Source organism: Fannyhessea vaginae DSM 15829 (assembly GCF_000159235.2).
GTDB classification, from domain to species: domain Bacteria; phylum Actinomycetota; class Coriobacteriia; order Coriobacteriales; family Atopobiaceae; genus Fannyhessea; species Fannyhessea vaginae.
In genome coordinates this window covers 141330-160215 of record NZ_ACGK02000002.1, presented here as the reverse complement: position 1 = coordinate 160215, position 18886 = coordinate 141330, and the positions used below count along the sequence as shown (strand labels likewise).

The window sequence follows — 18886 nt, the reverse complement described above, 5'->3', positions numbered from 1 at the left end:
AAGTTCTGGAGGGCTTTTAGTTTGAAATAGGCTATATTGCACTACCCGTCACTACACAGGTGCTGCGATTATGAATAATCACCGTACAACATGCATACGGCGCTACGAATAGAAAAGAAAACTGTTCTAACAAAAATCCTCCCCATTGCTGAGGAGGATTTTTCTTAGCTATGCTTTACGAAAAATCAAGTTCCACCTTAGTGACGCATATGTTTTCCAAATGCAATGGAAGTTCCACCAAGTACAACACCAAGCATAGGAAGAAGAGTTGCAAGTACGTCAGAAGTCTTAGGAGTCTTCTTTGCTTGAGCTTTTTCCTTACTCATAGAAGTATTGTCATGAGAGGAATCACCAGAGGTTGTGCTATCACCCGAGTTATCAGGCTCGGGAGCTTCAGGCTTATTTTCGGGCTTGTTATTAAGCTTGGAATCTTCTGCAAATTTAAGCAATGCACGAGCGCCCTCAACAGTTTTAGCTTTACGGATTTGCTTTGCAGTAAAGCTCAAACCTTCTTTTTCTGCTTTTTGAGCTAAGGTTTCGATAGCAGATTTCTCTGCTTCTTTTAGCAAATTGTTTGCACCATCAAGCGTTTTAGCTTTACGGATTTGCTTTGCAGTAAAGCTTAAACCTTCTTTTTCTGCTTTTTGGGCTAAGGTCTCGATAGCAGGATCCACTGTAGCTCTGGTGAGGTCTTCTATAGATGCAATATGAAGTTTACCCACATTGTTGAGAATGTCATCTGCGCTTATACCACCAAGAACTTCCCCAAGAGAAAGACGCCCAGAAATTGAAAGTTCCTTCTTTAGATAAGCTTGTTGAGTTTCCAAATCTTTAATCTGCTCTGTAATAGATTTATAATCTGGATTGTCTTTAACATTTTTAATCTTTTGCTCTAAAGTTTTGATTCGGTTTTTAACCTCATCCGTTTTTTTATTCAAAGCTTCCCACGTCTGAGTCTGCTCAGCTTCTTCACGCGGAATCATTAAATATTCTTCTGAAAAATCACCTAAATCAATAGTTTTTAATTTTTCGAGTTCAGCCTTTTTACCTGCAAGCCATTTCTCATAGTAACTCAACATAGTGGAATTTGGAACTTTGGTAGCTAATTGGCTCTTTAGTGCATCAAGCTGAACAGTGATCTGTAACAATTGCTTTTGTTGGAGCACCTTAGTTGCTTTTGCTATTTCATCTTGAGCACTAACAACTACCTTCTGTGCCGCTTCAACTGCTGCATTGTATCCAGACAACGCTTTATCTTTTAACTCTTGAGGTGCGTCTTGATCTAAATCAGCTAAGTAATCAACACTTTTTGCTTTCTCTAACTCGTTTTCAGCTTTTTCGAGTGCTTTATATTTCTCGTGTAGATCGTGAGAAGCTTGATTCTTATCTTTTGTTACTTGTTCAAGATAGCCACCAGGTTGTGCAAGTTTATTGCCATCGATAACTTTTTGCTCCTGATCAAGTTTGGCTTTCATGTTTTTTACATTTTTTACAGTTATCTTTGACTGAGAGTCCCCTGTTGTGGGATACAGCTTGTCAAGTTGTTCCTGAGTTGCGTTAGGATGAAGCTTTGCAGCATCATAGGTTTGAACCTGTTGAGCGATTTTACTAAAATCCTTAACTGCTGACTTTGGAGCAGGATCGGCAACAGCCAACACAGGAGCGACACCCAAAGTAGAACATACCATAAGTGCCGACAAACCTGCACTTATGGCAAATTGTGCGTTACTTTTTTTGGTTACTTTCATATGCTTCATACAAAACACCTCTTTAATCGCAAAGCATGTAAAGTCTTCGATGTGAAGCATATAAAAGTTTCAGATATAACATAAAGCTTGTTAATCTTTGGTATGCTAAATCGAATTAACAATGAGACCTACCCCCCCCCCCCCGTATTATTTGTCAAGCTTTTATATATTGTTTTGTGAATACTTTATGAATTTATTGCTCGAGTTCGTGTACACATATTACGAAAAGTATTTGAGAATGATGAGATACGTTCTATGAAAGGTGTTCAACATATAATAAAAGGAATAAAAAAACCACCCGTAAGGATGGCTTGAAATCAAATGGTCGCGGGGGCTGGACTTGAACCAACGACCTCCGGGTTATGAGCCCGGCGAGCTACCAAACTGCTCCACCCCGCACTGTATGATAAGAACCTTAAAGTTATGATAGGTTCCCATGCGCAAGATATAAATATACGTTCTTTTATAGAACATGTCAACACTTACTAAAGCACAACACACTTCACCATATAACTCCTACATTTCATGTATGCACCGTGCATATACGGGACATCTATTCACTTAGATACTACAATACGCACAAACAAACATACATACGTGCTAACATGCTCCCATCGTGAATTACTGATGATTTTTATTCGCGTGTGTGCAAGATAGACCCTCTATAAACTCTTACGAATTTCTAATGAACTATAACCAATATATTTCAAAATAACAAATTTTTTATGGGGAAGTATTTTCATTTATATACTTATTAGAATAAGTTCAAGTTCATAGTATAAGGAAACTATTATTATAAGGAAGCTATACGTCATGCAATACCATAAAGAGACAAACCACTCCCCTATCTCAACATGCGCTCATGAGCGTATGCCTCGTATAGGCATTACTACCAGAAACCTTTGCGCAACAGATGAATACGCAGCGTTGGGCGTGTATATTCGTGCTATTAGTGCATGTGGTGCGGCGCCTATGCTTTTACCAGTAACAAGTGATGCTGCTGTGATAGACGCATACCTTGAAGCCGTTGACGCCATACTCATTACAGGAGGCGACGATGTTAATCCTGCGCTCTATCATGAAGAAGCACTTGCGCAAACGCAACTGCCCCACGACGACCTTGATACCTACGAAGTTTTGCTTATTTCTAAAGCAGTTGAACTTGATAAGTGCGTCTTTGGAATTTGTCGCGGTATTCAGATTATGAACTGCGTGTTTGGAGGAACACTGTATCAGGATATTCCCACGCAATTGCCTAACGCTCATACACACAGTATGCGCCCGCCTTATTTTAAGCCGTGGCACACCGTATCAATTGTACAAACCACTCCTTTGGCAAAGCTTTGGGAAGAGCAAATCTTGCTTACGCATAACCATGTTGGTGTAAATAGTAGACATCATCAAGCGCTTAAGGATTTAGGTACAGGCTTTGTTCCCATGGCGTTTTCTGATGATAATCTTATCGAAGCAGTGTATATGCCTGATAAAACCTTTGTTCAGGCTGTTCAGTGGCACCCTGAACTTATGTGCTTTGATTATCCAGAACATATGCAGCTTATCCAAAACTTTGTAAATGCCGCGCGAGATCATATGGACGCATAGGCGCTTGAACACGCGAGCGACAAGGCTGCAGACACGCGTATAGGCGTGCAAACATGCAGTCGCGCATACAGACGCATAAACCCAAACTTACCAACAAAACCGGGCACAAGGCCCGGTTTTTTGTTGAGCGATATCCCACGTTATCGTTAGTACGTACGTTATTTGAGCGTAAACGCGCTTACAACGATATATTTATTGATGATACGAAGTTAAAAAGTCGGCAATTTTGCCAAGAGCGTCGGAAAGCGTTTGCAAACGTGGCAAATACACAATTCTAAAATAACCTGGAGTTTCCCAGTTGAAACCTTTTCCGTGCACGATAAGCACGCGTTTCTCGCGCAACAAATCAAGGGCAAATTGTTCATCATCGCTGATATTGAACTTTTTCTTATCGAGGTGAGCAAACATATAAAACGCGGCGTCGGGTTTTACTACCGAAACACCTTCCATGTTGCAAAGAGCGTTATAGGTAAATTCGCGCTGTTCGTAAACACGTCCACCTGGGGCAATATAATTTTCTACGCTTTGATATCCACCCAAAGCTGTTTGAACAATAGACTGTGCAGGAACGTTTGAACACAGGCGCATGTTTGAAAGCATGTTAATGCCCATAATGTAGTCGCGTGCGATTGATTTATTTCCCGAAAGCGTCATCCATCCAATACGATATCCTGCAATCATATGCGATTTTGAAAGGCCGCTAAACGTAACACAGAACAAATCGGGCGCAAGCGAGGCAATTGAAATATGCTTTTTATTGTCCATAACAAGTCGGTCATAAATTTCATCAGAGAAGATCATCAAATTGAACTCACGCGCAAGTTCAACAATATCTTCCAGTACTTCGCGTGAATACAGAACGCCGGTAGGATTATTGGGGTTGATAATAACAAGAGCCTTGGTACGAGGCGTAATTTTAGAGCGCATATCGTTAATATCAGGATACCAATGAGCCTGTTCGTCGCACAGATAATGAACTGCAGTACCACCAGCAAGCGTTGCACACGCGGTCCACAATGGATAATCGGGACTAGGAACCAAAATTTCGTCGCCAGTGTCCAATAATGCCTGCATAGAAAGGTTAATAAGCTCGGATACGCCATTTCCCGTGTAAATATCTTCCATCGAAACGTTAGGAATGCCACGGAGCTGATCGTATTGCATGATGGCTTTGCGCGCGGAAAAAAGTCCACGACTATCAGAGTAGCCTTCGCAATCGGTTAATTGCTGACGCATATCGTAAATGACCTCATCAGGCGCCCTAAATCCAAACGGCGCGGGGTTTCCAATATTAAGCTTAAGCACATGAACACCGCTTGCTTCCATACGATATGCCTCATCTACCACAGGGCCACGCACATCATACAAAACGTTATCAAGCTTGGATGATTTCTTAAAGCTGCGACATGGCTTTTTAGGTTTTGGCGTATGAGTGGAAGTTGCAACGACATGGTCATGCTCTACATGAGAGCTACTCTGTGCCTGGTGCAAGCTATCTTGCATGTTAGAAGCTTTGGGTGAAGGTGCGCTTAGAAGATCATCGGCAGTACAGTTAAGCAACTCAGCAAGCGTTTGAACCATATCATAGCGAGGAAGCGACTTGCCACTTACATACTGGCTCAGCTGACTTTTACCAAGCTTAACATCCCTTTGACGTGCACGTTCAATGAGATCGATTTGGCGAAGACCTGCTTGTTTCATAAAATGTACCAATTGTTGCGTAAATATTGGTGTAACAAGAGATGTAGTCATAGTAGTGCTCCCCTCATAGGTGCAACACAGCACCCTACCTGCAAAGCATTGAAGTCTTGTACGGCCTTTGTGCAGAGCAAAAAAATAATAAGCTTACACATCAACGCATCATACAACGCCATACAAAAACCCTGAGCTCAAATTGAACTCAGGGTCTATTGTACTACAGAGTTCATTTTATCATCACCTAAAATGAACTTTTATTGAACTTGTATGCACCATGCCCCAAAGACTAAGCACAATCTTTAACAGCTGATACAAGCGCATCGGCAAGTTTATCCAGTTCAATGAGGGTATCTTCTTTGGGTGCAGAATGAATCGTTACGCGCGGTTCTAGAATCGTGATGTTTTTAAGACTTTCAAGCTCTTTAGCCATCAATGAGCCTGACAAAGGACCCCAGGTACCATTTTCTATAAGACCAACACAGCGATTACGCAAATTATGCGTTTTGATATCGTGTAGCAAAAAATGCATGCGATCAAAAACCCCTAAATTATACGTTGCTGCAGCAAATACCCATGTAGAATACTCAAATGCACGGGAAAGCATTTCGGATAAATCGGTTTTTGATACATCAAACACACGTACGTTTCTTATACCTTTTTCTGAAAGCTTTACCGATAGAATGTCCGCCGCATTTTCGGTTCCGCTATACACAGAACCATAAAATATAGCAACTGAATTGGTTTCGGGTGTATAGGTAGACCATTTTTCATAACGATCAATAAGCATATTAAAATCTTGTCTCCACACAAAGCCGTGCAAAGGACAAATATATGAAATATCTAAACGAGAGGCCTTCTTTAACAGCGCATGTGTTTGTGGACCGTATTTCCCCACAATATTGGTGTAGTACCTGCGCGTTTCATCTGACCAATCCTTTTCCCAGTTTACTTCATCGGCAAAAAGACTACCGTGCATAGCACCATATGCGCCAAACGCATCGGCAGCAAAAAGCACATGATCAGTTGTGTCATAGGTTACCATTACTTCTGGCCAATGAACCATAGGAGCCATAATGAAGCGCAAAACGTGCTTGCCAAGCGACAAGGTATCGCCTTCTTTGACCACAACCGCTCGACTTTGAACGTCAAAATCGTAAAACTGTTCCATCATGCGAAACGCCTTTTGCGTTGCAACAATTTTCATATCAGGAAATTTTTCGGCTAAATACGGAATAGCCGCACAGTGATCGGGCTCCATATGGTCAACTACCATATAATCAAGGGGTCTACCGTTTAATACGTGATCAAGATTGTCATGAAACTGATGCTCTACCGCTGCATCAATGCCGTCCATAAGACAGGTTTTATTGTCCATGATGACATAATTGTTATACGACATTCCTGCAGGTACACGATAGGTGTTTTCAAAAAGTTCAAGACGACGATCTTGCGCTCCTGTCCACCAAATATCATCTACCACTTTACGCACGTTATACATACGTATCCTCCCTTATATCATCTTTTGTAACAAGGTGCTACGCAAGATGACGCGAGTTGAATAAGACAAAGTATCAGTGCGCTTAAAAACCCTCTCCAGCTTTCAACCGCATTGCATACAGCAATTATATAACCATACAAGCAAGCTTTAGAAATTACAGCGTTGAACGCCGAACATAAGCGCGAGCTTGTTGGAATACATATGTACAGATAAATGCCAGCAAAGTAATGATCGTCCATTCAAGATGCAAATCGGCGAGTGGCACAAAATCAAATGGAAGCGTAACTGTTGTAAAGAACATATCGCGAATTACCACGATACTTGTCTCGAGCGCGCATACTAAACAGGCAATTTGATAAGGTAGCCAGGTATCATCGGGCAGCGTGGCACGTTTCTTCTTAGTGTATGAGGTGATGAGAGCCATTGCGATGATGCAAACCGCCAACGGGTACATAATCGTTAAAATTTGTACAGAATAACTTAATATTGCGGATAATCCAACGTTAGCCAAAACAAACGAAACAAAACATACCGCACGTAGAGCCCAGCGGAAGCGTGGACCTTCACTTGTCTTGGCAAAATATTCACCTGCCGCACACGACAGTGTCATACATACGTTTAAGCACGCAATCGTAAAAATTGCAGCTACAATTAAGGAACCCCATGAACCAAATTGAAACGCCGCAGCAGACGCAATAATAGAAGCGCCTTGATCGAAGTGTTGAGCTGTTCCCGACATACACCCACCAACAAAGGCAAAACCTGCATATATGCACATCATAAGTACACCAGCTATGCAGCCTGATTTTATAACTTGACGAACAACATCTTCTTGCTTGGTAATACCTTGCTCTTTAATGTAAGGAATTAAAATAGAACCAAAGATAAATGCTCCAAAAACATCCATGGTTTGATAGCCACAAATAAAACCTTGCGCAAACGAATAAAGCCCTGATTCTAAAGCGTTTGAATGTTCAACAATAACATGCTGCTGTGAAAAGGCTGAAAAAGAATTAACAATCTGAGGTGGTGTACTTGGACGCTGAAAGAAAAACGAACCAATAAGTGTAAGCATAAGAATCAATAAGCATGGTCCCGAAATTTTTCCCATGATATTTGTTAAACTGCCTGGATGAACTGCACAGCTGTAAGCAATAGCAAAGAACAGCGCGGAAAACAATATCAACATGAATGCACTCACAAGTACATCTATATGTGTAGCAGCTACCTGAGCCTGACCAACTAATGAACACGCAGCTGTACACACGACAGATAAGGGAGCTACAAGCCCCTGCATCAATGGTTTAGTCATTTCATATGCACATGCGGCGGTACGCGGCACAATCATGCAAGGACCTAATGTTAAAAATACTAAAAGCGTAAAAATTTTGCTAAAAAGAGGTGATATATGCATTGAAATCGTGGCAGGAGACCCCACCAAACACAACGCAATAAGTGCCAGCATTGGCAATCCAACACCCGAAATGAAAAAACCAGCAAGTACCCATAGAACATCACGCCCTGCGTTAGCTCCTATATAAGGTGCAAGAATAAGATTTCCAGCACCAAAATACATAGCAAACAAAGCTGTTGCTATTACAAATGTTCTCCGTACGTCACGAAATGAAAAGTTCAAAGCCTTATCCTACTCTTTACCTACAAATAAAATCATTGATACATATACAAACTAAGCGCAGACGATACCTCATTACTTTAAGCGAGTAATAGTGTTATTCCCTATTTTGCAGTGAACACTCGCGAAGGCGCTTACTACACATACGTGCATGATTGAGCTGTTCTACCAACGTGCAAAAGTACGCTACAATAGTGCGAAAGTAATTGTATCGTAAAACTAATTATTTATAATAGTTGTTATGGTGCTACAACAAATGTGCTCATCTCTGTGTTTTGGACATAAAGGAGCAAGTATGAAAGACCAAACATATAATCGAGACGATTCTGATACGCGTGTAGGCGCTTCGGAAGAAGATAATTCTCTCGAACAACAGCCAGAAGCTTCAACTGAACAAGCAATGCAAGAGATAAACATGCCTCATGCAGAAAGTTCAGCTCATATAACAAGTACTTCGCTTTTGCATAAAAGTGTTTTCAAAAATCTTGCTGAACAAACCAAAGAAAAGACACACCACAAGAATTATAAGCATCATAAAGCTTTTTCGATCGTTAAGGCAGTTGTATATCTAGGAATACTTGTTGTTGTCCTTGCGGTGCTTGCATTTGTTGGATATGCCGCCTATCTTGAAAGTCATTATTCGCGCATAGCCGATAATAAAATGCTTAAAATTGAAAGTCCACGCACCGATTTGCAAGGTAATCAGCCTCAACAAGTGTCCTATGACACCACCTATACACTTACTACGTATAACGTAGGTTTTGGTGCATATACGCCCGATTATACCTTCTTTATGGATAAAGGCGTTATGAAGGATGGCACGCCTAAACAAGGGACTCATGGCAAGGCAGTAAGTCTAGAAAGCGTAGAAGCCGCAACTCAAGGATCCATTGCAACGATTGCTCAAGCGGCAAATGGCTCCGCGCCCGACTTTATGTTCTTTCAAGAGATCGACACCGATTCTGATAGAAGTTATCACGTTAACCAAGTAAAGGCGGTTAAAGATACGTTTTCTACCTACGAGTCGAGTTTTGCGTCTAATTTCCATTCGGGTTTTCTTGCCTACCCCTTACACGATATGCACGGAAAAGTTAATTCGGGAATTCTTACGTTATCGCGCGTTAACATGATAAATTCTATTCGCAGAAGCTATCCTGTTACCACTGATTTCCCTGATAAATACTTTGATTTAGACAGATGTTTTCAAATTACACGCTATACGCTTCCCGATAAACATTCGCTGGTGCTCATCAATTCGCATATGTCGGCCTACGATAAAGGCGGAAAATTTAGAGCAGCACAGCTTAAACTACTTACTAACACACTTGTTAGCGAGTATGCAAAGGGCAATTATGTGATTGCAGGCGGTGATTGGAATCACGCTCTGTGTGATTCTCTGGAGCTTTATCCAAGCGAGCAAGGTATTCCCGATTGGGTGAAACCGCTTAATGCAAGTGACCTTCCACAAGGCTTTACCTGCGTTGCAGCGGATAATTTATCGGAAGTTCCAACGTGTAGAGGCGATGATATTGCCTACGAAAAAGGTGTAACGTATACCACAACCGTAGACGGTTTTATTGTTTCAAATAATGTTGAAGCACAAGCGCATAATATAGATACGGGGTTTGCAACCAGTGACCATAATCCCGTTTTGCTAACGTTTAAGCTCAAAGCTGGTGCGTAAGCTAGGATAAAGGTGCTTAAATCGCCTTAGAAGCACTCCATGAGTACGTTAGTTAATGCGTATACAAAAAGCGCTCAAGCGCAAAGCTTGGGCGCTTATTTGTTTTGTATGGATAGTTTTACACACCTGCGCGTTGTCGCTTGGCTCGTGAGTTAAACATGTGTTCTAACTTGTTGTACGTCTTTTGAACACTATTCAAAAGATTGCAATTCGCGAAGCCAATCGGTACAAAATGCATCAGAAGGCATTCTAAAGTCGCCGCGCGGAGAAAGGGCGCACGATCCAACTTTGGGTCCATCGGGTAAACAGCTACGCTTAAACTGTTGACTAAAGAATCTGCGATAAAACGTTTTAAGCCACATAAGGATCGTTTTTTTATCGTAGCTATCTGCAAAAGCTGTTTGTGCCAAGCGAAAGACTTTTGAAGGCCTAAAACCACGCCTTAAGACTTGATATAAGAAAAAGTCGTGAAGCTCATACGGGCCAACTAAATCCTCGGTCTTTTGTGCAATGGTACCATCATCGTGTGCTGGTAAAAGCTCGGGCGACACCGGCGTAGCCAAAATATCAAGTAATACATCTTGTAAATCTTGTGATTCATCAAAAGACGTAGAACAGCTATGGACAACGTGTGCGACTACATGACGAACAAGGGTTTTAGGAACACCAACATTAACAGCATACATCGACATGTGATCACCGTTGTATGTTGCCCAACCAAGCGCAAGCTCGGACAAATCACCTGTACCGATTACCAGTGCACCTTCCTGATTGGCAATGTCCATAAGAATCTGTGTGCGTTCGCGCGCTTGAGAATTTTCGTACACAACATCTTTGTCGTGAACATCGTGGGCAATATCTTCAAAATGCTGTAAAACAGCTGCAGAAATGGGAATTTCTTTGAGGGTTGCATGAAGGACATCGGCTAAAACAGCCGCATTACCATGAGTTCTTTCGGTAGTACCAAAGCCTGGCATGGTAACCGCTATAATTCCTGCACGATCAAGCCCTATCATATCAAAAGCACGCGCACATACTAGAAGTGCAAGCGTAGAATCAAGACCGCCTGATACACCAAGCACGACAGTTTTTGTATGCGTATGTAAAAGTCGCTTAGCAAGGCCGTGAGCCTGAATAGAAAGCACATCTTCGGCACGGGCGGAGAGCTCGGCAGTTTGGGCAGGCACAAAAGGATGCGGATCAATAAAACGTGTAAGCGTACAGGGGCGCACCTGCAGGTCAAATGAGGTGGTCACATACGTTTTTATGGCGGCAATAGTGCTGGTATACGTAGACGTACGACGACGCTCCTGATCAAGCATGTCTACATCTATCTCGGTAGAAACACCTGTATGTGAAAATGGCTTACTTTCGGCCAAGAGCGTGCCGTTTTCGGCAATAAGATTATGCGAAGAAAATACCAGATCTTGAGTTGACTCCGTCCACCCAGCGCAAGCGTATACATATCCTGCTATCAAATGAGCGCTTTGATTGGTAACTAAATTACGACGATATGCGCACTTGCCAATTTGTGCGTCTGATGCGGACAAATTGCAGATAATTGTTGCACCAGCTAAAGCATGAGCAATAGAGGGCGGACAAGGTGTCCAAAGATCTTCGCAAATTTCTACAGCAACCGTCAACTGAGGTACAGAGCTGCAGGTAAAAAGTTGATTCATACCAAAAGGAACATGAGAAAACGATGCAAAATTGATATAGGTTACCTCGTGTTCACCTGGGGTAAAATGGCGCAGCTCGTAAAACTCGTTATAGGTAGGAAGCGCGTGTTTTGGAACAATACCCAAAAGACGCCCACGATGAAAAACAATTGCACAGTTATAAAGGTTAGATCTCACCGAAACAGGTGCACCCACTAAGATAAGGGCATCAAGGTTAGCGCATTTTTGTATCAAGCGTTCTACGCCTTGTTGAGCCTCGGTGATAAGTTGTGCTTGCCAGAACAAATCTTCGCAGGTATATCCTGTTATGCTTAGCTCGGGCAACACAATAAGGCGTGCCTCATCGTCGCGGTAAGCACTTAAAATTTCTTCATAGCATGCTGCAACATTTTCTGAAACACACCCCACCTGTACATGCGGCGAGCGTGTAGCAACCTTTATAAAACCGTCTTTCATACTAGTGTGAGGCTCCTTTACCTGTGCCGTGAGGAAAACGTTTAGGAGGCCAGTTAGGCGATACGCAAGGCTGTGCCAAACAAGACCAATCACCAAACTTAGAATTAGGATTTGCGTCTAATGAAAAGTCAGCAAAGATGCCTGCGCGCCAATTCCTTAGTGCAACCAGGGCAATCATGGCGCCGTTATCACCGCAAACAACCATCGGTGGAACAGTTACACGTATACCTTTTTTGGTAAACGCCTCGATATAAGCATCGCGCAGCTCTTTATTAGCAGCAACTCCGCCGCCCACACAAAAATCACGCGCACCCGTTTGCTTAAGTGCTTCGTAAGCTTTTGCAACTTGAACATCTATGATAGCTGCCTCAAACGAAGCCGCAAGATCGGGTAAATTGATAGGTCTACCTGCTTGATTTTCGTGCTCAATGTAGGTAATAACCGAAGTTTTTAAGCCCGAAAGCGAAAAACTATAGTCGTGCGAATGAAGCATTGCGCGAGGAAAATGAATTGCTCGCTTATTACCTTTAGCAGCGAGTTTAGAAATGATAGGACCACCTGGATAGCCTAAGCCCAAAGCTTTTGAAACCTTGTCAAAAGCCTCTCCTACTGCGTCGTCAATCGTTGCTCCTAAAATTTCGTAGACACCCCATGCTTTAACATGGACAAGCAGCGTATTTCCACCCGACACCAACGATGCAATAAACGGTGGCTTAAGATCGTTTGTTTCGTACAGATTTGCAAGCATATGCCCTTCAAGATGATTTACTGCGATAAGTTTAAGATGAGCACCTGCTGCCAAGCCTTTTGCAAAAGCGACGCCAACGACCAACGCACCAACAAGACCAGGACCTGCTGTTACTCCTACAGCTGAAAGATCCTGCGGAACCAAGGTGTCAAGACCGAGCTTCTCACCAGCTTGTTGCATAACTTCTTCAAATACGCCAACAATAGCTTCTACATGCTTACGTGAAGCAATTTCGGGAACAACACCGCCAAAACGTGAATGAAAATCAAGCGAAGTTGCAACTACATTTGCAAGCACTTCGCCATGAGAATCAATAATAGCAAGGCCTGTTTCATCGCAGGAAGACTCAATGGCCAAGATAAGATCACCAGCATGCCTAAGCGCATCTAAACCTGCTTGCGAGCGCGTAGCAGCACATATGGGCCACGGGCGCACAGAAGCGGCGGGACGTGCCTGTTCTTTTTTATGAAGGGACGTGGTGTCAAGAGGCAAAGCTGCACGAAGCATGAACGCATCGTGACCTTTTCCGTAATAATCTTTTCGCGTTGCAATGCGTGTAAATCCAAGTTTGTTATACAGCGCACGTGCAGGTGCATTATCTGCTTCTACCTCAAGCGAAACCGACGTACAACCATACATTTGACCGTCGTAAGCTACACGCTCAAGCAGACGCTCTCCAATATGGTTTTGCCTACGCGCTTTAGCAACGGCAATATCGCTTATCTGGAACTCGTCACCTGATAACACCGCACCTGCAAATCCAATAATATCTGCTTCGTCATGAGCAACCCACCACGAACGATTGGGTTGGCTTAACTCGTCTGCAAACATCTGCTCAGTCCAGGGCGTATGATGAGTTTGAGCATGGCAGGCTTTTTCGAGTGCACAAACACTTTGTACATCGTTTACCGACATAGGACGCAACTGGCAATGAAGACCTGCTAATTCATCGTTTACACCTGTTGTTTGTACCTGAACGGGCTCTTTCAAGCCAAGCCTTTGGCGTTCATGCTCTTCGGCATCGGAAAGACGTGTGTACACAGGAAGCACCAAAGCAGGATCTCCGCTTTTAAGTTGGTTGTGAGTAAGTGCATAGACATAAGCTTGTATAAGGCCACTTCCGCTTGGATGCCACAAAGGCTCATCCGCAATACGAGTAAGACCTGCACCTTTAAAGAGATCTGAGTATTTAGTGAATGCATCTCCCGAGAATAAAAGTTCATCTTTATCAGCACGTGCGCAAAATTCTTGGACGGCGACATCGGCTTTTACAACACGTTCAAGCGCAAACGTGCGCAAAGCTCCTTCTTCGCATAGATTATAAATTCCAGGGTAAACTTCTTTTCTCATAGCATCTGCTACCACAGCAACGCGACCTCTTACCCCTTGAAGCCACATATTCCATGCAACACTGTCAAGCGTCGATACACCGTACAATTTTTTGCTCATGCCGCAAGAAAGACCCTTTGCGGTAGCAATACCAATTCTTACGCCTGTAAATGAGCCAGGACCTCGTCCAACTATAACTGCGTCAACATCATCAAGCGATATATGCGCACTATCCAAGCAGCCAAGCATGGTATTAACAAGCTCTACATTTGCACGACGACGGCATAGGTGGTCTTGTGCGTGAACATCAACTACCTTAAAAGATGCGTTCTGCGGAAGCAAGCTTTTCTTTTCTGCATTATTTGAAGTGGGTGAATCCAAAACAACACGCGCGGTTGCGCAGGCAAGCATATCGGTAGATGTATCAAATGCAACTACATGGGACGATTTTTGAGTAGCAAAATTCATAGAGTTCACTCCTTACGCACAAAAATGCGAACTTATCTGGTCGACAAGGTGGTGCATATGGTCATTATGTGCAATAAAGCTAATTTGACGAGGCGGTTCTGCCATAGTGTGGCCGTCTTGCGATAAACGTGTAATAACAACGTCCATACGATCTGGGCCAATTTCATCAACAAATTGCTCACCCCACTCGATAACGCATGGGCCATCTGAATCCAAAACATCATATAAACCAGTATCTTCTAGTTGTTCGGGGGTGCTCAGACGATACAGATCAAAGTGATACAAAGGCATATGCGCACCTTCGTACACCATTTCGATAGTAAATGTTGGGCTGGTAACATCGTCAGCAATCTGCATACCTGCAGCGATGCCTTTGGTTAGCTGTGTTTTTCCCGCGCCCAAATCACCTGTTAAAATAAGAACATCACCTGCAGAAAGAAGCGTTCCAAGCAACGTACCCAAGGCTTGCGTTTGCTCTGTTGACACCGTAATAAACGTTCCTGGCGATGTCATATGTATAGACGAACAGATGTTCTTATCCATTGAAATCCCTCCCCGGGATATATGAGCATAAAAGTTACACGGTACAAACTATGTAACAATTATAGCCATTCTTAGAGGTAGATTCGCTCTAAGCGTAAGGAGAAATCACAAAGAACTTCGTAATTGATGGTGTTGCGCAAAGCTGCTAGTTCATCGGCACTGATGTATTCTGCACCATCCTCACCTAATACGGTAACAACATCCCCGCGCTCGATGGGCGCAAAGCCTTGAGGATGGGCAAGCGTTTGGAGCGGATACGCAAACATGCACTGATCCATACAGATACGACCAACCTGATGAACACGCTGTCCTTTAACTAACACATCCATTTTGTTAGACAAGCTGCGCGAAAGACCATCAGCATAGCCAAGTGGAATGGTTGCAATCTGTAGGTGAGGGTCGCTTACACGATAGGTCATACCGTAACTGACGCCGTCGCCAATACGAGGCTCAACCGCACGCACAACGCGCGCTTTTACCGACATAACAGGTGAAAGCTCAAGACGAGAAACTGTAGCTTCGCTGGGGTGAAGACCGTAGAGACCAATGCCTACACGACACATATCAAACTGTAGTTCGGGATGTAAAATAGTTGCCGCGGTACTATTGCAATGAATAAGACCCGTATAAAATCCAGCCGCATGTAACTCGCGTATAGCATCTGAAAATACTTGATATTGACGCCTAAAATCCCAGTCGCCTTCAATATCGGCTGTAGCAAAATGCGTTGAAGTTCCAATGCAGCTAATGCCCCGATGAAAATCTATGGTGTGACGAAATTCTACCGCATCGCTTGCAGCAACCCCAACACGTGTCATTCCCGTGTCAAGAGCCATGTGATATTTTCCAACGGTATTATGTGCAACGCAGCGTTCACCATACGCAAGAACAAATTCTGTGGTATAGATAGTAGGAATAAGCGAATACTCAATAAGGTCATCAATCGCTGTTTCAGGAGGCTCGCTTAGCAGAACAATTGGCTGAGTGATACCAGATTTTCTAAGCGCAATCCCCTCGTCAACCGTTGCCACCGCAAATTGATTTGCACCAGCCGAGCTCATAGCACGCGCACACGCGGCGGCTCCATGACCGTATGCATCGGCCTTAACAACGCACACAAGTCTTACTGATGGGTTAAGCAATTTCTTAAACGTACGAACGTTACGACGAAGTGCGGAAAGGTTGATTTCCACCCATGACCATCTGTTCTTTGGACCTATCTCCTGCATTTACTATCCTTTTACTATCCTTTGCCAAAATATTGCAATATACGTTATAAGCTGTGCATCGCATCATGAAATATGCATGAAAACCCGCATTGTGCTCATTGAGCAAAAACGCATGAGCTTGCGTAGATACTTTTGCATGAACAGATAACGTAAGTTTTCATATACGTCATATGAGATCTATAAACGTATCAAAAAACTTAAGCCTGCGAAAAAGAATCACCAAAATCTTGTGCAGCAAGCCCAATATAGTTCAGTAAATCATGCGCCATAACTGCGGTTTCACCAAATTTCTTTTGTGCTAACAGCGCGGAAGCGCCGTGCAACTCGCATGCATACGAAGCAAGCAACACCAACTCTTCGTTAGTTACATGTGATTGAGCCAAAAGCGACGCGGTAATACCTGCCAAAACATCACCCGTACCGGCTGTTGCAAGACAGGCAGGGCCTGGCTTTGGTAAAAGCGCAACATCGGTTGACACACATGCCGTTGCAGACGATTTTGCCATAACTACCAGCTCGGATCCGCCATCAGACCACACAATACGGCGTGCAGCTTCTAGCGTTGCGCTTAACGTAGAAAGAGGTTCTTTTTCAAGACCTACCAAACGAGCAAGTTCTTTTCGATGCGGCGTTAAAATCAAGGGAGCATTACGACGTATAAGCTCGGGGAATTTATCAAGCTTGTTACCAGTAAGACGAGCAATACAGTTAAGGCCGTCTGCATCAACTACAAGCGGAACATTTGACGTCAACAAAGCTGATACAATGCTTACCGTGTGCGCATTTACTCTCATGCCTGGCCCTATAAGACACGCGTCAAATTTAGGAGCTAGTTGCGCAACTGCTTCACATGCAGCAGCTCCAAAAGTTCCCTCAGGAGAAGCAGGAAGCGCAAGAACAGGGATGTCTAACAGATGAGATTGAGCAAGCGCAGCTATAGATTCTGGAACTGCAAGCGTTACATATCCAGCACCAGCGCGTGCACACGCTAAAGCAGCCATAATAGCTGCTCCTGGAAAACGAGTAGAGCCCGCAACGACCAATACCGTACCACGTGAATACTTATCGTGCGCCTTAGAAGGTTGTGGAATGACATCAGCATAATCATCAAAATCAACACGCCATGCAACAGGATCAGCTTCGCGCACAAGATAATCACTTTGTTCTGCTAAAGGAGCAACTACAATAGCGCCTACTACATCACGGGCATCATCACATAAAAGTCCTGGTTTAAGCGCGATCATCGTAACCGTTAAATCGGCAATAATACAATTGCCCTGTTTAAGCCCTGTTTGCGCAGAAAGGCCGCTTGGAACATCAACAGCAACAACGCGTGCAGCAGATTCGTTAACACAGTCGATCCAAATAGAAAACGGCTCGTGAGCAAAACCGCGAAAACCCGTACCAAACATAGCGTCGATAACAACATCGCTTTTAAAGAGTAGCTCTTCCAGCTCTTCGCGAGGAGGAGCAACAACCACTGCAACCCCTTGAGCCTCTGCTGACTTTGCACATACACGAATGAGGTCTGCTTGTAGCTCATCGGTTTCAACTGGCGTTACAACGGTAACGGTACAACCTTTTTTAAGTAGATAAGCAGCAGCTACCCAACCATCTCCAGCGTTATTGCCAAAGCCACACATAACAGTAACAGTTGAAACTTCTTTAAGCTCAACGACTTCTCTTCCTACAGCCAAGCCTGCACGATGCATAAGTTCAGAAATACTTACGCCTACATCAGCTAAATGGTGCTCGACTTTTTTTATATCCTCAACATTGAGAACCGGTTGCATGAAACACTCCTATAAAACACGCCCGTACTTATACGTTTTACCACGTCATACGTATTAAGCTTTGGGTGTAGCTTAATACACCAGACGCCTTCGATCCGTTAGAATTATTATACGTTTTTATATAATTTAATAGAGCTACATTATACGGATAACACATGTCTAATTTGTTGATGAAGAATTCTTTTGTGCATCTGTTTCGTAATGCATAAGCTCTGCGTAATCAAGCCGCTCAAGCTCATCAATAAGGCCACGTGCCTGCTTAAACGAATACGCTAACTTCTCTTTGGGCGAAGGTTTAGCGTCATCAGACGCTATCATATCCTGCGTTAATGCTAAAGCATTGGCAACGGCAACCGTATGCGTATGGCTCAGCGTCAAAGCAATTTTAATAATACCAGCTTGATCTGCAATTTCTTGAGCGGTTCGCGATAAAACAGGATAGGGCTTTCCAAACGCATCGTGGGCAACGCTTATATCAGCATATCCAATGCCACAAGCAAAACCTGTGCCTAACGCTTTAACTACGGCTTCGCGCGCAGCAAAAAATGCAGCAAAATGCTCGGCAGGACGGGCGCAAGCATCGGCATAGCTAATCTCATCGGCCGTAAATACGCGCGTTTTAAGACTTGGATGTAATGTGAGTGCACGCTTCATGCGTTCGATTTCGAACATATCAACACCAATGCCTGATTGCATCATGCTCTGATGTTCCATCCTGCGTGCACTCCTTTTATCCAAACATGTGTTCTTGCGCGCCATTGTGCGTTATTGTGCATTA

Annotated in this window: 12 protein-coding genes and 1 tRNA gene; 2 read left to right on the top strand and 11 right to left on the bottom strand. The window is 43.4% G+C overall.

From position 1 onward, the window contains the following. Positions 1–197: 197 nt before the first annotated feature. Entirely contained in the window at positions 198–1757 is a 1560-nt protein-coding gene (locus HMPREF0091_RS04800; protein WP_010242102.1) for a coiled-coil domain-containing protein, read from the bottom strand. Between the two features lie 313 nt (positions 1758–2070). Further along, positions 2071–2147, bottom strand: a tRNA-Met gene (locus HMPREF0091_RS04795). Positions 2148–2561: 414 nt separating this feature from the next. On the opposite strand from HMPREF0091_RS04795, the gene HMPREF0091_RS04790 reads away from it, so the two are divergent. Then, positions 2562–3350: a gamma-glutamyl-gamma-aminobutyrate hydrolase family protein gene (locus HMPREF0091_RS04790; protein WP_006303167.1), complete on the top strand. Its 789-nt coding sequence runs from the start codon at positions 2562–2564 to the stop codon at positions 3348–3350. A 192-nt stretch (positions 3351–3542) separates the two neighbouring features. Here the strand turns inward: HMPREF0091_RS04790 and HMPREF0091_RS04785 are convergent, their stop codons facing one another. The 3 genes from HMPREF0091_RS04785 to HMPREF0091_RS04775 form a co-directional block, all read right to left on the bottom strand. Then, positions 3543–5102, bottom strand: a complete 1560-nt coding sequence (locus HMPREF0091_RS04785; RefSeq protein WP_006303166.1) for an aminotransferase class I/II-fold pyridoxal phosphate-dependent enzyme — start codon at positions 5100–5102, stop codon at positions 3543–3545. A gap of 232 nt (positions 5103–5334) precedes the next feature. Beyond that, complete coding sequence (locus tag HMPREF0091_RS04780) at positions 5335–6546, bottom strand: FprA family A-type flavoprotein (protein ID WP_006303164.1); 1212 nt, start codon at positions 6544–6546, stop codon at positions 5335–5337. A gap of 154 nt (positions 6547–6700) precedes the next feature. Continuing rightward, positions 6701–8182 carry a branched-chain amino acid transport system II carrier protein gene (locus HMPREF0091_RS04775; protein WP_006303163.1) on the bottom strand — a complete coding sequence of 494 codons (1482 nt, stop codon included), beginning with the start codon at positions 8180–8182 and terminating at the stop codon, positions 6701–6703. A 292-nt stretch (positions 8183–8474) separates the two neighbouring features. Here HMPREF0091_RS04775 and HMPREF0091_RS04770 point away from each other — a divergent pair, with 292 nt between their 5' ends. Next, entirely contained in the window at positions 8475–9863 is a 1389-nt protein-coding gene (locus HMPREF0091_RS04770) for an endonuclease/exonuclease/phosphatase family protein (RefSeq protein ID WP_006303162.1), read from the top strand. Positions 9864–10054: 191 nt separating this feature from the next. Here the strand turns inward: HMPREF0091_RS04770 and HMPREF0091_RS04765 are convergent, their stop codons facing one another. From HMPREF0091_RS04765 to acpS, 6 genes are all read right to left on the bottom strand, one after another. After that, entirely contained in the window at positions 10055–11998 is a 1944-nt protein-coding gene (locus tag HMPREF0091_RS04765; protein ID WP_006303161.1) for an NAD(+) synthase, read from the bottom strand. 1 nt (position 11999) lies between these two features. Next, positions 12000–14543 carry a tRNA (adenosine(37)-N6)-threonylcarbamoyltransferase complex transferase subunit TsaD gene (tsaD, locus tag HMPREF0091_RS04760; protein ID WP_006303160.1) on the bottom strand — a complete coding sequence of 848 codons (2544 nt, stop codon included), beginning with the start codon at positions 14541–14543 and terminating at the stop codon, positions 12000–12002. 12 nt (positions 14544–14555) lie between these two features. Then, entirely contained in the window at positions 14556–15086 is a 531-nt protein-coding gene (tsaE, locus tag HMPREF0091_RS04755) for a tRNA (adenosine(37)-N6)-threonylcarbamoyltransferase complex ATPase subunit type 1 TsaE (RefSeq protein WP_006303159.1), read from the bottom strand. Positions 15087–15157: 71 nt separating this feature from the next. Further along, the gene (alr, locus tag HMPREF0091_RS04750; protein ID WP_006303158.1) at positions 15158–16315 is read right to left on the bottom strand and encodes an alanine racemase; all 1158 of its coding nucleotides are present in this window, start codon (positions 16313–16315) and stop codon (positions 15158–15160) included. Positions 16316–16512: 197 nt separating this feature from the next. Then, positions 16513–18108 (bottom strand): bifunctional ADP-dependent NAD(P)H-hydrate dehydratase/NAD(P)H-hydrate epimerase, encoded by a 1596-nt coding sequence (locus HMPREF0091_RS04745; protein ID WP_006303157.1) that lies wholly within the window; start codon positions 18106–18108, stop codon positions 16513–16515. 159 nt (positions 18109–18267) lie between these two features. Then, complete coding sequence (gene acpS, locus HMPREF0091_RS04740; RefSeq protein WP_006303156.1) at positions 18268–18822, bottom strand: holo-ACP synthase; 555 nt, start codon at positions 18820–18822, stop codon at positions 18268–18270. Positions 18823–18886: the final 64 nt, after the last annotated feature.

Coding starts and splice junctions, on each gene's coding strand:
- HMPREF0091_RS04790 (WP_006303167.1), top strand. CDS start 2,562: ATGCAATACCATAAAGAGACAAACCACTCCCCTATCTCAACATGCGCT.
- acpS (WP_006303156.1), bottom strand. CDS start 18,822: ATGGAACATCAGAGCATGATGCAATCAGGCATTGGTGTTGATATGTTC.
- HMPREF0091_RS04770 (WP_006303162.1), top strand. CDS start 8,475: ATGAAAGACCAAACATATAATCGAGACGATTCTGATACGCGTGTAGGC.
- HMPREF0091_RS04765 (WP_006303161.1), bottom strand. CDS start 11,998: ATGAAAGACGGTTTTATAAAGGTTGCTACACGCTCGCCGCATGTACAG.
- HMPREF0091_RS04800 (WP_010242102.1), bottom strand. CDS start 1,757: ATGAAGCATATGAAAGTAACCAAAAAAAGTAACGCACAATTTGCCATA.
- HMPREF0091_RS04785 (WP_006303166.1), bottom strand. CDS start 5,102: ATGACTACATCTCTTGTTACACCAATATTTACGCAACAATTGGTACAT.
- HMPREF0091_RS04780 (WP_006303164.1), bottom strand. CDS start 6,546: ATGTATAACGTGCGTAAAGTGGTAGATGATATTTGGTGGACAGGAGCG.
- alr (WP_006303158.1), bottom strand. CDS start 16,315: ATGCAGGAGATAGGTCCAAAGAACAGATGGTCATGGGTGGAAATCAAC.
- HMPREF0091_RS04745 (WP_006303157.1), bottom strand. CDS start 18,108: ATGCAACCGGTTCTCAATGTTGAGGATATAAAAAAAGTCGAGCACCAT.
- tsaD (WP_006303160.1), bottom strand. CDS start 14,543: ATGAATTTTGCTACTCAAAAATCGTCCCATGTAGTTGCATTTGATACA.
- tsaE (WP_006303159.1), bottom strand. CDS start 15,086: ATGGATAAGAACATCTGTTCGTCTATACATATGACATCGCCAGGAACG.